This window comes from Actinoplanes sp. G11-F43, assembly GCF_050589265.1.
GTDB lineage: Bacteria > Actinomycetota > Actinomycetes > Mycobacteriales > Micromonosporaceae > Actinoplanes.
This window is the reverse complement of the sequence record NZ_JBNZCE010000015.1, coordinates 56,279-69,936: the sequence shown is the minus strand read 5'-3', so window position 1 is coordinate 69,936 and position 13,658 is coordinate 56,279. Positions and strand designations below refer to the sequence as shown.

The 13,658-nt window shown below is 70.9% G+C and carries 12 protein-coding genes and 1 tRNA gene; 8 read left to right on the top strand and 5 right to left on the bottom strand.

The genetic code is table 11. From position 1 onward, the window contains the following. Positions 1 to 20 precede the first annotated feature (20 nt). The gene (serA, locus tag ACQ0O7_RS16840) at positions 21 to 1,250 is read right to left on the bottom strand and encodes a phosphoglycerate dehydrogenase (RefSeq protein WP_430783017.1); all 1,230 of its coding nucleotides are present in this window, start codon (positions 1,248 to 1,250) and stop codon (positions 21 to 23) included. Between the two features lie 149 nt (positions 1,251 to 1,399). Next, complete coding sequence (locus ACQ0O7_RS16835) at positions 1,400 to 2,335, bottom strand: aminoglycoside phosphotransferase family protein (RefSeq protein WP_430783016.1); 936 nt, start codon at positions 2,333 to 2,335, stop codon at positions 1,400 to 1,402. 140 nt (positions 2,336 to 2,475) lie between these two features. On the opposite strand from ACQ0O7_RS16835, the gene ACQ0O7_RS16830 reads away from it, so the two are divergent. Both ACQ0O7_RS16830 and ACQ0O7_RS16825 read left to right on the top strand, forming a co-directional pair. Next, positions 2,476 to 3,243, top strand: coding sequence for an SAM-dependent methyltransferase (locus ACQ0O7_RS16830; RefSeq protein ID WP_430783015.1), 768 nt, complete (start codon positions 2,476 to 2,478; stop codon positions 3,241 to 3,243). A gap of 79 nt (positions 3,244 to 3,322) precedes the next feature. Then, positions 3,323 to 4,213 (top strand): hypothetical protein, encoded by an 891-nt coding sequence (locus tag ACQ0O7_RS16825; protein WP_430783013.1) that lies wholly within the window; start codon positions 3,323 to 3,325, stop codon positions 4,211 to 4,213. 4 nt (positions 4,214 to 4,217) lie between these two features. On the opposite strand, the gene ACQ0O7_RS16820 is transcribed toward ACQ0O7_RS16825, so the two are convergent. From ACQ0O7_RS16820 to ACQ0O7_RS16810, 3 genes are all read right to left on the bottom strand, one after another. Next, complete coding sequence (locus tag ACQ0O7_RS16820; protein WP_430783011.1) at positions 4,218 to 5,189, bottom strand: hypothetical protein; 972 nt, start codon at positions 5,187 to 5,189, stop codon at positions 4,218 to 4,220. Positions 5,190 to 5,810: 621 nt separating this feature from the next. Next, positions 5,811 to 5,883 (bottom strand) — tRNA-Arg (locus ACQ0O7_RS16815). A 13-nt stretch (positions 5,884 to 5,896) separates the two neighbouring features. Next, positions 5,897 to 6,979 (bottom strand): alpha/beta hydrolase, encoded by a 1,083-nt coding sequence (locus tag ACQ0O7_RS16810; RefSeq protein ID WP_430783010.1) that lies wholly within the window; start codon positions 6,977 to 6,979, stop codon positions 5,897 to 5,899. A 176-nt stretch (positions 6,980 to 7,155) separates the two neighbouring features. Here ACQ0O7_RS16810 and ACQ0O7_RS16805 point away from each other — a divergent pair, with 176 nt between their 5' ends. The 6 genes from ACQ0O7_RS16805 to ACQ0O7_RS16780 all read left to right on the top strand — a co-directional run bounded on the left by ACQ0O7_RS16805 (position 7,156) and on the right by ACQ0O7_RS16780 (position 13,658). Next, on the top strand, positions 7,156 to 7,761 hold the full coding sequence (locus ACQ0O7_RS16805; protein ID WP_430783009.1) for a single-stranded DNA-binding protein: 606 nt from the start codon (positions 7,156 to 7,158) through the stop codon (positions 7,759 to 7,761). A gap of 308 nt (positions 7,762 to 8,069) precedes the next feature. After that, positions 8,070 to 8,534, top strand: coding sequence for a hypothetical protein (locus ACQ0O7_RS16800; protein WP_430783008.1), 465 nt, complete (start codon positions 8,070 to 8,072; stop codon positions 8,532 to 8,534). 60 nt (positions 8,535 to 8,594) lie between these two features. Then, positions 8,595 to 9,542 (top strand): cobalamin biosynthesis protein, encoded by a 948-nt coding sequence (locus tag ACQ0O7_RS16795; protein WP_430783007.1) that lies wholly within the window; start codon positions 8,595 to 8,597, stop codon positions 9,540 to 9,542. Next, the gene (locus tag ACQ0O7_RS16790; protein WP_430783006.1) at positions 9,536 to 11,062 is read left to right on the top strand and encodes a cobyric acid synthase; all 1,527 of its coding nucleotides are present in this window, start codon (positions 9,536 to 9,538) and stop codon (positions 11,060 to 11,062) included. Before ACQ0O7_RS16795 ends, ACQ0O7_RS16790 begins: the two co-directional genes overlap by 7 nt. Before the next feature lie 112 nt (positions 11,063 to 11,174). Then, complete coding sequence (locus ACQ0O7_RS16785; RefSeq protein ID WP_430783005.1) at positions 11,175 to 12,254, top strand: M48 family metallopeptidase; 1,080 nt, start codon at positions 11,175 to 11,177, stop codon at positions 12,252 to 12,254. Between the two features lie 57 nt (positions 12,255 to 12,311). Further along, positions 12,312 to 13,658: a dipeptidase gene (locus ACQ0O7_RS16780; protein WP_430783315.1), complete on the top strand. Its 1,347-nt coding sequence runs from the start codon at positions 12,312 to 12,314 to the stop codon at positions 13,656 to 13,658.

Genomic DNA, 13,658 nt, shown 5'->3' with positions numbered 1-13,658 from the left:
CGGCGGCCCTCCACGAAACGTCAGTTCAGCACACGCAGGCGGACCGTCTGCTCCATGGCACGCAGCTGGTCCAGGGCCACGTCGGGGTAGCCGCGGGCGATGTCGGTGATCAGGTAGCCGTACTCGCCGCGGGTGCTGAGCATCTGACCCTCGACGTTGACGTTGTGCTCGGCGAGGATCCGGTTGACCTGGGCCAGCACACCCGGGGTGTTCTTGTGCATGTGCACGATGCGGTGCATGCCGGGCAGATCGGGCAGGGTCACACCGGGCAGGTTGACGCTCAGCGTGGTGTTGCCCTCGGTCACGAACTTCGCCAGCTTGTTCGCCACGAAGCCGCCGATGTCGGACTGGGCCTCCTCGGTCGAACCGCCGATGTGCGGGGTGAGAATCACGTTCGGCAGGCCACGCAGCTCGGACAGGAACTCGTCACCGCGGCCCTTCGGCTCCTTCGGGAACACGTCCACCGCGGCACCGGCCAGGCGGCCGCTCCGCAACGCGTCCCGCAGCGCCAGGTGATCCACGATCAGGCCCCGGGACAGGTTCAGGAACAGGCTGCCGGCCCGCATCTTCGCGAACTGCTCGGCGCCGAAGAAACCGGCGTTGCCGGGCCGGCCGTCGACGTGCAGCGTGACGATGTCACTCGACTCCAGCAGCTCGTCCAGGCTGGCGCACCGGTGCGCGTTGCTCAGCGCCAGCTTGTCGGCGGTGTCGTAGAACGAGACCGACATGCCCAGGTTCTCCGCGAGAACCGACAGCTGGGTGCCGATGTTGCCGTACCCCACGATGCCGAGACGGCGGCCGCGGATCTCGTGGGCGCCGTCCGCCGACTTGTCCCAGACACCCTCGTGCATCGACGCGTTCTTCTCGGTCAGCCGCCGGGTCAGCGCGATGATCTCGGCGATCGCCAGCTCCACCACCGAACGGGTGTTGGAGAACGGGGCGTTGAAGACGGCCACCCCACCGGCCGAGGCGGCGGCCAGATCGATCTGGTCGGTGCCGATGCAGAACGCTCCGATGCCGACCAGCTTGTCGGCGGCCTCCAGAACCTTCGCCGTCACCTGGGTCTTGGACCGGATGCCGAGCAGGTGCACTCCGGAGATGCGGTCGATCAACTCGACCTCGTCGAGCGCGTTGCGCAGGGACTCGACCTGGAAGCCGTCCTCCTCGAGGCGGGAAACCGCGTCGGGGTGGATGCTCTCCAGAAGCAGGACTCGCACCTTGGGCTGGTCGGTCATCATCTTCCGTTCCATGATTCGGTTGGGCGCCCGGGCCGCCACGCCGAAGCCCAGTTCACGGGCATCAAGCCTAGTCCCCCGGCGTACCGGGCCCGGTGCGGTGTGCTTGAGGTCCCATCTACCGGTCGACCCCATAACTGTTACGGGGGCGCACCGGGTGTGGTTCAGCCCCGTTTCGGCTCCCCCAGGGCGGTCCGGAGCCACGGCAGCAGGGCATCACCCTGGAACCGCTGGAAAGCCCGGACCGTCGGCAGACCCGGCGGCGGAGGCTGCCGGCAACGATGCTGGAACAGGGCCGCCGCCCCGGCCATCACCCCGGTCACCACATCGGCGTCGACACCGTCCAACAGCGGGGCCGGATCGCCGCCGTGCACGATCACGTTGATCGCCAGCAGCACCGAATCCAGCCAGGCCGGGCCGGCACACGCATGCGGCCAATCCACCAGCACCAGACTGCCGTCGGCCCGGATCAGGATGTTGTCGGCGCGCAGATCGGTGTGCGCCAGCGTGCCACCACCGGCCAGCGCGGCCACCCCGCGGTCGGCGGCCGCCCGCAACTCGTCCAGATGGGCCGCCGCCCACGCGTCCAGGTCGTCCGGGCGGTCCGCGGCCAGGGCGTCCCAGCGCGAGAACTCCGCGCCGTACTTCTCCGACGCGGTCGGCAGGCCGGCCACCGGCACCGGGGTCAGCGCCTCGGCCAGACCCCGCAGCGTGGCCGCCGCGGCCCGGATCTCGTGAGCCGCCCACGGCGTGCCCGGATGGGTGCCCTCGACGTCCTCCAGGACCAGCACCACCCAGTCGCCGGTGTCGAAACCACCCAGCAGACGCGGCGCCGCGGCGTGCTCCGGCAGCGCGGCGGTGATCCGCAGCTCATTCCGGGCCAGCACCGCCGACTGCTCGTTCAGCGCCGGCGTGACCGCCTTGACGAACGCCCGCGCGCCGTCCACGGTGCGGACCCGGTCGGCGGTGCCCGGTGAGAACCCGCCGGGCTGGGAGGCGGCGGCCACCACCGGCCCGCCACCGATGATCGCCTCGATGTCCAGCCGGACCGGGGCGGGGATGTCCGCCCACCCGATCCGCACGCCACCCGCCCGCACCATGCCGGGATCGTGGCAGCTCCCACCCACCCACCGACACCGATTTTCCCGGTCCGGCCGGCACGCGCAGCCGAGTGCGGAGAATGACCGACTCATCCTGATCACCTCTTGTGCCGGCGGGCGCACTGCCGTAGAACGTGCGCATGGCATCGACGAGTGACGAGCTTCGGCCGGAGATTCCGCACGCGGCGCGCATCTGGAACTACTGGATGGGTGGCAAGGACAATTTCGCGTCGGATCGGGCCGCGGGGGACGCGGTCGCCCAGGTCTATCCGGAGATCGTGCTGATGGCGCGGCATTCCCGGCAGTTCCTGATCCGGGCGGTGCGGTTCCTCTCCGACGAGGCCGGCGTGAAGCAGTTCCTGGACATCGGCACCGGTCTGCCGACGATGCAGAACACGCACGAGGTGGCCGGTGAGGACGCCCGGGTCGTCTATGTGGACAACGATCCGCTGGTGCTGGTGCACGCTCGTGCGCTGATGGACAAGAGTGACCGCACCGTGCACGTGAACGCCGATTACCACGACCCGGACCGGATCCTGGACGAGGCGCGGAAGGTGCTGGACTTCGACCGGCCGATCGGTGTCATGTTCATGGGTGTGCTGGGCTACGAGCCGGATCTGGGCACGGTGAAGAAGATCGTGGACCGGGTGATGGCGGCGGTTCCGACGGGCAGCTACCTGGTTCTGTGGGACGGTACGAACACCACGCCGTCGGTGGTCGAGGGCGCGGACCGGCTGGCGCAGAGTGGTGGGGTGCCGTACATCCTGCGCGGTCCGGAGGAGATCGGTGGGCTGTTCGCGGGACTGGAGCCGGTGGAGCCGGGCCTGGTGCAGATCACCGAGTGGCGGCCGGACGGTGAGACCGAGTGGCTGGACGCGTACGGGGCGGTCGCCAAAAAGGTCGTGTGACTGTCGCCCAACAGTCACAGAATAGTCATAGAAATGCCCTGACCTGCGGCAACTTGCCTCGTTGCCATATCGTCACAGCATGTTCGTCTTCGGTGTTCTTCTATTCGGTCTGGCGATTATCGCGCTGCTGACCGGTGTCATGTCCAAGGTTCCCTCGGTGCGGCGCAACGCTTTCCTGGCGTTCGGTGGCGGTCTGATCCTGTCGATCGCGGTGATCGTCACGTCGAGCATCACGGTGGTGCCGACCCGCAACGTGGGCATCGTGACGGCCTGGAACAAGCCGACCGGCCGGACCACCGGCGCCGGTTTGCAGTGGACCCTGCCGTGGGAGGGCATCGACGAGTGGGACGCGTCCGGTCAGACCTACTCGCACCTGGGTGACGAGTGTGTGTGGGTGACGATCGCGGCGCAGCGGCGGGCCTGCATCCCGGTGCAGATCGAGTGGTCGGCCAAGGCGGAGAAGGCGCCGGAGAACTGGGCGGCCTACCGGGAGGTGGGCAGCAAGTCGCGCTTCGAGGTGTTCATCGAGCGGCGGGTGAACCCGCAGATCAACGGCGCCATGACGTCGATCTTCGCGACTTTCGACCCGCTGGGTTCGGTGGATCCGACCAGTGGGGACGCGCCGGCGCCCGATCTGAACAAGACCTACAAGGACACCCTGGTCCAGGCGCTGAACGCCGAGCTGGGTGACGAGATCGTGGTGAAGTCGGTGGCGTTCGAGTCGCCGCAGTACGACGAGCCGACCACGCAGGCGATCGCGGCGTACGGCCAGAAGATCCTGGAGGCCCGCAACCTGGAGATCGACCGGGCGAACGCGAAGACCCGCGCCGAGATCACCAAGACCGACGCGAGTGTCGACCAGGTGGCCCGCTGTCTGCAGATCGCCGAGAAGCTGGGCAAGGAGCCCGGTCTGTGCATGGGTAACTCGGTGTCGCTGACCCGCCCGGTGGAGACCGGGCGGGCCGGCTAGAACCTCAGCGGACCCGGATCCGGACCGAGTCCAGGGCGGGCGTCTGGTTCGCGCGTTCCATCATCGGGATGCGGTGCGAGCCGTCGCCCGCCCAGGCGGAGCACTGGAAGGTGCCGGACTGGGCCAGACCGGGCACCTGGATGGCGACGGTGTCCGGGGTGGCGTTGCCGCGGCTGTCCTCGGTGGCGACGAAGAACGCCGGCACCGGCTCGGGCGCGGGCGCCTGGCGGGTGCTGTCCAGGATCCGGCAGGCGGTGTGGAAGTGACCGCGGACCAGGCCGTTCTGCAGAACCGAGCTCTCCACGTAGTAGCCGCCCTGACCGGCCGCGAGGAACCGGTCGCGGATCAGGTTGCGGGTGCTGATCTGCAGCGTGAAAGCCTGGTTACGGCGGACCTGGGTGGGCGCCCGGGTGATCAGCAGGGTGGCGTTGTTGGCGGCCGCGCCGACCTCACCGAACTCGGTGGAGACACACTTGTTGCCGAGCTGGAAGCCGGTGTGCGGCTCCAGCCCGCTGGTCTCGCAGGTGTTGGTGAGGATGCCCAGGTTGTTGCCGGGTTCGGCGGCCGGCGGCGTGGTGACGACCGGCGCCGCGCCGTCCTCGTTGAGGGTGCACACCGACAGCTGCTCGGCCTTCAGGTCCGGCCGGGCGGCGTTGCGGGAGATCGCGGTCTCGATCCGGTTGATCACCGCGAACCGCTTGTCCTTCAGCGGTCCGAGGATCGCGTTCTGGATGAAGTTGGCCCCGCCCTGGCCGAGGGTGGCGGCGATCCGGTTGTTCGCCTCGTTGATCTGCTGATCGAGGAGCCGAAGGTTGTTGTCCACCTCCGCCTGGGCTTGAGCGGGAACGTTGACGGTGACGGTGACCTGTGGACAGTTGACCGTCGGCACGGCGGCTTCGGCAGCCGTCGCGACACCGATTCCGGCCGCCACCATGGTGGCGGCGAGTCCGGAGGTGATGACCAGTTTTCGGCGCATTGACCTGCTACTTCCCCGATACGCGATGGAACCTTCCCTGATTGGTACGGGAACGCTCCCAGGATGGATCAACATCGGACCGGAAAGATCAGGCCGATGCCTCGGCCGGGGCCAGGCGGGCGGCCCGGATCGCCGGGTACAGGCCGGCCAGCGCCCCGATCAGCTTGGTCGCGCCTCAGCGCGGTCGCGCCTCAACAGGGTCGCGCCTCAGCAGGGTCGCGCCGCACCGCCGGCGAGTGCCCACAGTGGTACGACGGCCGGCCACCCCGATGCCGCCGAGCGGCAACGCGGTGAAGGTGCCGGCGGTGGCCCGCTGGCGGCGCGTCGGACGGGTTGGAGACGTCCACCTGGCCCGGGTTCTCCGGGTTGGCGGTGGCGGCGAGCAGCGCCCGGACCGCCTCGTGCCCGGCCTGTTCGAGCCGTTCCGCCGGTACGGCACCGAACGGCTCTCCGGCACCGGGCTGGGCCTGTCCATCGTCCGTGCGGTGGCCGGCGCCTCATCGTGGCCGGTTGCACGCCGACTCCCGGGAGGAGGGCGGCCTGGACGTCACGGTACTGCTGCCGGGTGCGGAAACGGCCTCCGGGCGAGCCCCGGAGGCCGAACCTTCACTGCTCAGAATGCGCGCCCGGCAGGATTCGAACCTGCGACCGACGGATTAGAAGTCCGTTGCTCTATCCGCTGAGCTACGAGCGCTGGCCAGCACATACTAGGCGGTCGCGTCGGACTTGTCGTCCGCCTCGTCGGCAGTCCGGCTTTCCACCGTCGCCTCGGCCGCCCTCAGGGCCGCCGTTTTGCCCGCTTGGTCCTCCGGGGCGGGGGGAATCTCCACATCCGGGGCACCCGGCGCGGGCAGGAAGGCGTCCACCCAGCGTCCCAACTCGCGGAACACCTCGGCCCGTACCTCCTTGCCGGAGAGGGTCAGGTCGTGCATCCCACCGTCGAACTGCGCGATCGTCACCCGCCGGCCCAGGCCGGGGGCCCAGCGGGTGATGTGATCCACGTCGAGGACCGAGTCGCTGACCCGGACGTCGTCGTGCCACTGGCGGCCGCGGAACGTCCGGGTCGAGCAGGCGACCAGGACCGGCGCGTCGATGGACAGGCCGGACCGCAGCTTGAGCTGCCCCTGCCGGATCGCCTCTAGCCAGCCCATGGTGACCGGGAACCCGGTGATCGGTTTCCAGGTCAGGTCGTAATTCCACTCACCGTCGTGTTCGCTGTGCAGACTCCGGCCGTAAAGACCCAGATTCGCGACGGGCATCTTGCGGTACGGCTGACGCCCGGTGACCGCCAGCACCACCGACATCAGGGGCCGCCGAACCACCCAGGGCAGGTTGAAGTCGAAGAACGGGCTGTTCAGGAACAGGCCGTCGATCAGGCCCCGGCCCCGCCGGGTGTGCGCCCACAGCGAGGTGATCAGGCCGCCGGTGGAGTGCCCGGTGACCAGCAGCTGGTCGTGGCCGTCCTGCTCGCGGATGATCCGGGCGGCCTCGTCCAGCTCCGGGAAGTAGTCGCGCATGCTGCGGGCGAAGTTCGGGGTCTGGTGCGGGAGGAGGCTGCGGCCGTACTTGCGCAGGTCCAGCGCGTAGAAGTCCCAGCCCCGCTCGACGAAGAAGTCGGCCATGTGGGTCTGGAAGAAGTAGTCCACGAACCCGTGGACGTGCAGCACGGCCCGTCGGGACGGGGTGGCCGCCCGGCGCCGGACCAGGGTCGCCACCACCGGGCCCTCGTCGTCACTGCCCAGTTCGATGGTGTGCCGCTCGTACGGCATCCCGAGGACGTCGGTCTCCACGCCCCCAAGGTTACCCATGGGTACTGCCTGCTGCGCCATACCAGATCGCCGATCGCACACCGGTCTTCATCCACAGTTCGCCGTTGTCCACAATCCGTGGCCGCAAGATCATCGCCGGTGACGCAATCTCGAACCCGACCGAGGCACCACCCACCCCGCAGAGGGAGACAACGCTCGTGTTCGAGACCAACATCGCCGTCGTCGGCAACGTTCTGACCGCGCCCGAGTGGCGGCGCACCACCACCAACAACCAGCTCGTCGCCAACTTCCGGATCGCCTCCACCGCCCGCCGGTTCGACCGCGACAACAACCGCTGGACCGACGGCGACATGCTGCGCATCCGGGTCACCGCCTGGCGCCGTCTCGCCGAGGGAGTCGCCTCCTCGATCACCGTCGGTGACCCGGTCGTCGTCTACGGCCGGATCTTCACCCGTGACTGGGTCGACGACGACAACAAGCACCGGGTCTCCTACGAGATGGAGGCGATCGCCGTCGGCCACGACCTGGCCCGGGGGCGCGCCCGGTTCCATCGCAACAAGCCCGCCCCGAACAGCACGATCGAGGGGGCCGACGCCGAGGCCGTCGTCCGCGGCGAGCACACCGAGCCGCTGCCGGCCGGTGAATCACCTGTCGAGTTCGGTGACGGCCTGCCCGACGGGATCGAGCCGACCTTCCTGGAGGTCGTCGCCGAGATCGTCGACGAGGTCGCCGAGACGGTGACGGAGACCGGCGCGGAGCCCGTGGCGCCGGTGCCGGACCGCCGGGAGCCGATCGCCGCCTGAGACCTTCCGGAGACCGCCACCGGCCCCGGTTCCGACCCCTGAGGAGCCCCGGGGTGTGGCGGTGCCCGGCGGCCCGGCCCGCCCTCACCGGCGAGAGGCGACGGGCCGGGCCGCCGCGGCCCTGGGACCGGATCCACCACCGGCCCCAGCCGTCACTCGAAAGGAGGAAAGATCAGGACTTCAACGGATCTCCGGCTCACAGTGATCGATTCCTTCGATCGGGATGGGCCGATCGTGCCGGGCGAATCGCCCGGCCGTCGGAGCGGCCCGGGTGGGCCGGACGCGTCGTCACCCGGCAAACTGGACCAGTGCTGCTGAAGGACATCCGCGCCATCGTGACCGAGACGGTGGTGCTATCGCCGGAGGACCAGACGGCCGAGAACGCCAACACCAACTGGTTCGGCGCGCCGCCCCACGAGCGTATGGGCCTGTCCGCGGACGAGGTCGTGACCGCGTTCGAGGAGACGGCGGCCGGGCTGCGGACGATCGTGGCCGGCGCCGGGCATCGGGGCACCGCCACGTTCTACGTCTGGCACGACGCCGTGGCCGGGCAGCTGCGCTGCTCGGCGGGCACCCGAAAACCCAGTGATCTCCCGTTCAGCGACGACTACCGGATAACCGAGGATCTGCGGGCCATCGTGGTCGAGTTCCTGGAGGATCGGGCCCCCGGCTCGATCGTCTGGGGCGAACTCGAGCCGGTCCCCTATCCGGAGAACGACGAGCCCCCGGCCCTCGCGGTCTGGGCTTTCGACCTGACACCGTTCGGCCGCTGAGGCCGGCCGCGTTCGGCCGTTGAGGCCGACTGCGGCTCCACTTGCAAAGGATCACATCCAGTGCCACCACGGTGGACCGCGGACGCGGCCGGCCTCGTCGCCGGATATCTGCTCGACGCGGCGTTCGGCGATCCGCGGCGCCTGCACCCCGTCGCCGGCTTCGGCACGGCCGCGGGTGCCCTGGAACGGCGGGTCCACCGGCCCCACCGGCGGGCCGGGGCGGTCTTCACCGCCGTCGCCGTCGGGGTGCCCGTGCTGGCCGGCCTCGCCGCCGGCCGGGCCACCCGGAACCATCCGGTGGCCCGGTTCGCCGTCACCACCGCGGCGACCTGGACCGTGCTCGGCGGCCGGACCCTGCGCCGCGAGGCCCGGGTGATGGCCCGCCACCTGGAGGCCGGTGACCTGCCGGCCGCCCGTGGGCGGCTCGGCCACCTGTGCGGGCGCGACCCGTCCGCACTGGACGAGCCGGAGCTGGCCCGGGCCACCGTCGAGTCGGTCGCCGAGAACACCTCGGACGCCCTCGTCGCCCCGCTGTTCTGGGGAGCGCTGCTCGGCCCGGCCGGGCTGCTCGGCTACCGGGCCGCCAACACCCTGGACGCCATGGTCGGGCACCGTTCGGAGCGGTACGCGCGGTTCGGCACCCCGTCCGCCCGGCTCGACGACCTGCTCAACCTGGTGCCGTCCCGGCTCACCGGGCTGCTCACCATCGCCGTGTCGCCGATCGCGGGCGGCACGCCGGGGGAGACCTGGCGGGTCTGGCGGCGGGACCGCGCCGACCACCCGTCCCCGAACGCCGGGCAGTGCGAGTCGGCGATGGCGGGCGCGCTCGGGGTGCGGCTGGGCGGCCGCAACGTCTACTTCGGGCGCAGCGAGACCCGGCCGTTCCTGGGCGACGGCCCGAAACCGTCGGCGAAACACCTGCGCCGGGCGGCCCGGGTGTCCGGCGCGGTCGGCGCGGTGGCCGTGACGATGGCGGCCGCGGTGGCGGCGGCCCGGCGCGCGTGGTGAGCGGCCTGCTGATCGCCGGCACCACATCGGACGCCGGCAAGAGTGTGCTGACCGCGGGGGTCTGCCGCTGGCTGCACCGCAACGGCGTCCGGGTGGCCCCGTTCAAGGCGCAGAACATGTCCAACAACTCCGCGGTGGTGGTCACCGCCGAGGGCCGCGGCGGTGAGCTGGGCCGGGCGCAGGCGATGCAGGCGGCGGCCTGTGGCCTGGCACCCGACCTGCGGTTCAACCCGGTCCTGCTGAAACCGGGCAGCGACCGGTCCAGCCAGGTCGTGCTGCTGGGGGAGGCGGTCGACACGGTGACCGCCGGCAACTACCGGGCGCTGCGGCCCCGGCTGGCCGAGACCGCCTTCGCGGCGCTGGACGAGTTGCGCACCGAGTACGACGCGGTGATCTGTGAGGGCGCCGGCAGCCCCACCGAGATCAACCTGCGCGCCGGCGACTTCGTCAACATGGGCCTGGCCCGGCGGTTCGGCCTGCCTACCGTGGTGGTCGGCGACATCGACCGGGGCGGGGTGTTCGCCGCGTTCTTCGGCACGCTGGCGCTGCTCTCGGCGGAGGACCAGGCGCTGGTCTCCGGCTTCGTGATCAACAAGTTCCGGGGCGACCTCGGCCTGCTCCGCCCGGGGCTGGACATGATCACCGAGGCGACCGGGCGGCCGGTGCACGGAGTTCTCCCGTTCCACCCGGACGTCTGGCTGGACGCCGAGGACTCCCTGGCGTACGGCCGCGTCCTGGGCCGTCCCGGGCCTCCGCACGGGACCGCCTGGCTGCGTGTCGCGGTGGTCCGGCTCCCACGGATCTCGAACGCCACCGACGCCGAGGCGCTCGCCGCCGAACCGGGTGTCCGGGTCCATCTGACCGTCGAGCCGGCCGACATCGCCGACGCCGACCTGGTCGTGATCCCCGGGTCGAAGGCCACCGTGAGCGATCTCGCCTGGCTGCGCCGGACCGGTCTGGCCGGCGCGATCCAGGCCCACGCAGCGGCCGGCAGACCGCTGCTCGGCATCTGTGGCGGGTTCCAGATGCTCGCCGAGACGATCGACGACGAGGTCGAGAGCGGCCTGGGTACGGTCCCCGGCCTCGGCCTCCTGCCGGCCGGGATCACCTTCGCCGCCCGCAAGACGCTGTCCCGCCCGTCCGGCTCGGCGATGGGCGTGCCGGTCAGCGGGTACGAGATCCATCACGGCTTCGTCTCCTCGGGCACCCCGGAACCGCTGATCCGCTATGCCGACGGCCGTCCGGAGGGCGCGGTGGCCGGCAACGTCTTCGGCACCCACTGGCACGGCGCCTTCGAGTCCGACGGGTTCCGCCGCCGGTTCCTGGCCGAGGCGGCGCGGCTGGCCGGGCGGCACGGGTTCACGCCGGCTCCGGACACCCGGTTCGCGGCGGTCCGGGAGCGGGCCCTGGACGTGCTCGGCGACCTGGTGGCCGAGCATCTGGACACGGCTGCGCTGCTCCGGTTGATCGAGCAGGGGCCGCCGAAGGGGATGCCGTTCCTGCCCCCGGGTGCCCCGTAGGGGACTTCTCCGGGTCGCGAGCGGGGACATCCGTTGCGTGAGCGGCGTACGTTGGGGCCCGGAAGCGNGCGCGGCGCCGGCGCCGCGGCAGCGGTGAGAACGGGTGGTGCAGATGACGACCGAGGACGACAACCGGCCGGCCCGCCGTCGGGTGACGCTGACCGGCATCAGCTCGCGGGCCTGGGAGCACCCCGCCGACCGCGGAGCGCTGTCCGCGCTGCGGGAGTTGCGCGGGTTCGACGACGTGGTGAAGACGTTCTTCGGCATGTGGAACGAGCGCGGCTTCCGCCTCCAGTTCCTGGCCGGGGCGATCCGCGTCGACCACCGGCAGTATCCCAGGGTCTATCAGCGGTTCACCGAGGCGGCCAGCACGATCGACGTGGCCGAGCTGCCCGAGCTGTACGTCTCGCAGAACCCGATCATCAACGGTCAGGCGATCGGCCTGGACCGGCCGTTCATCGTGATCACCACGGGCGCGGTGGACAAACTCGACGACGACGAGCTGCGGGCGCTGCTGGGGCACGAGATCGGCCACGTGCGCAGCGGCCACGCGGTCTACAAGACGATCATGCAGATCCTGACCGGCTGGCTGGCCAACATCAGCTGGCTGCCGGTGGGTGTGATGGCGCTGCGGGCGATCATCGCGGCGATGTATGAGTGGTGGCGCAAGGCGGAGCTGTCCGCCGACCGGGCCGGTCTGCTCGCCGGCCAGGACCCGGCCGCCTCGCTGCGCCTGCTGATGAAACTGGCCGGTGGTGGCGACCTCTCGCAGATCGACACGGCGGCGTTCCTGGAGCAGGCCGCGGAGTACGAGAGCGGCGGCGACCTGCGCGACAGCATCCACAAGATCGGCCTGACCGCCTGGAGCAGCCACCCGGTGCCGGTGGCCCGGGCCGCCGAGCTGCGCAAGTGGATCGACTCGGGTGACTACGCCCGGATCATCGGCGGCGACTACCCGCGCCGTGACACCGACGGCGACGCCTCGGTCACCGAGGACGTGAAGGCTGCGGCCAAGGCGTACCGGGAGGACTTCGAGAACTCACAGGATCCGCTGGTCGGCCTGGTGCGCCGGCTCGGTGGCGGCGCGGCCGACCTGGCCGGCTCCGCCGCGGGCAAGGCGTACAACTGGGCGACCGACGCGGCCCGGCGGGGTCGTCGGGACAACGGCGGAGAGGGTACGCCGGACGCATGATCCACCGGCCGGGCCGGACCGATGTCACATCGCGGGCCTACGATCGGCGGCATGAGCCTGAGTGAATCCGATCTGCATGCCGCGATCCGGCGTGAGATGCCCGGTGTTTGTGCCGACCTGGAGCGGTTGGTGCGGATCCCGGGCGTCGCCTTCGAAGGTTTCGACCACTCGCACGTCGAGCGGTCCGCGGAGGCGGTCGCCGAGTTGTTGCGCGGGTGCGGGCTCGACACCGAGATCGTCCGGCACGGTGGCCAGCCCGCCGTGATCGGCCGCAAGGCGGCCCCGGCCGGCGCCCCGACCGTGCTGCTCTACGCGCACCACGACGTGCAGCCCGCCGGCGACCCGGCGCTGTGGGCGAGCGACCCGTTCGAGCCGGTCGAGCGCGACGGCCGGCTGTACGGCCGCGGTGCCGCCGACGACAAGGCGGGTGTGATGGCCCACGTGGCGGCGCTGCGCGCGTTCGGTGACCAGCTGCCGGTCGGCGTGGTCGTCTTCGTCGAGGGCGAGGAGGAGTACGGCTCCGACTCCCTCGACACGATCATCCACGAGCACCTGGAGGAGCTGCGCTCCGACGTGATCGTGATCGCCGACTCCGGCAACTGGGACATCGGCCGGCCCGCCCTGACCACCTCGCTGCGCGGCCTGGTCAACCTGTTCGCCGAGGTGCGGGTGCTGAAGAGCGCGGTGCACAGCGGCATGTTCGGCGGTCCCGTCCCGGACGCGCTGATCACCCTGTCCCGCCTGCTCACCACCCTGCACGACGAGGACGGTGAGGTCGCCGTTCAGGGCCTGGTGGGCCGGGAGGGCGCGAGCGTCGACTATCCGGCCGACCGCTTCCGGCACGAGGCCGGGATCCTCGACGGTGTCGGCCTGATCGGCAAGGGCACGATCACCGACCGGATCTGGACCAAGCCGTCGATCTCGGTGCTCGGCATCGACGCCCCCGGCACGCTGGTCGCGGCGAACGCGCTGCAGCCCACCGCCAAAGCCAAGATCAGTGTGCGGCTGGCGCCCGGTGAGGACCCGAAGTCGGCGTTCGAGGCGGTCCGGGCCCACCTGGAGAAGAACGTGCCGTGGGGCGCCCAGCTGGAGGTCACGCTGGAGAGCGACGGCGCGCCCTGCGTGATCGACGCCACCGGCCCGGTGTACGACGCGGCCCGCGCCGCGTTCCGGTCCGCCTGGGACGGCACCGACCCGGTCGACATGGGTGTCGGCGGCTCGATCCCGTTCATCGCCACCTTCCAGGAGTTGTTCCCGTCGGCGGCGATCCTGGTGACCGGTGTCGAGGACCCCTACGCGGCGGCGCACGGCCCGAACGAGAGCCTGCACCTGGGCGAGTTCGAGCGGGTGTGTGTCGCCGAGGCACTGCTGCTCAAGAACGTTGCGGAGACTCTGACGAAGTAG

What these genes read in the sequence shown, in the direction of transcription:
- ACQ0O7_RS16785 (WP_430783005.1), top strand. Translation starts at nt 11,175, where the DNA reads ATGACGACCGAGGACGACAACCGGCCGGCCCGCCGTCGGGTGACGCTG.
- ACQ0O7_RS16825 (WP_430783013.1), top strand. Translation starts at nt 3,323, where the DNA reads ATGTTCGTCTTCGGTGTTCTTCTATTCGGTCTGGCGATTATCGCGCTG.
- ACQ0O7_RS16835 (WP_430783016.1), bottom strand. Translation starts at nt 2,335, where the DNA reads ATGGTGCGGGCGGGTGGCGTGCGGATCGGGTGGGCGGACATCCCCGCC.
- ACQ0O7_RS16830 (WP_430783015.1), top strand. Translation starts at nt 2,476, where the DNA reads ATGGCATCGACGAGTGACGAGCTTCGGCCGGAGATTCCGCACGCGGCG.
- ACQ0O7_RS16820 (WP_430783011.1), bottom strand. Translation starts at nt 5,189, where the DNA reads ATGCGCCGAAAACTGGTCATCACCTCCGGACTCGCCGCCACCATGGTG.
- serA (WP_430783017.1), bottom strand. Translation starts at nt 1,250, where the DNA reads ATGGAACGGAAGATGATGACCGACCAGCCCAAGGTGCGAGTCCTGCTT.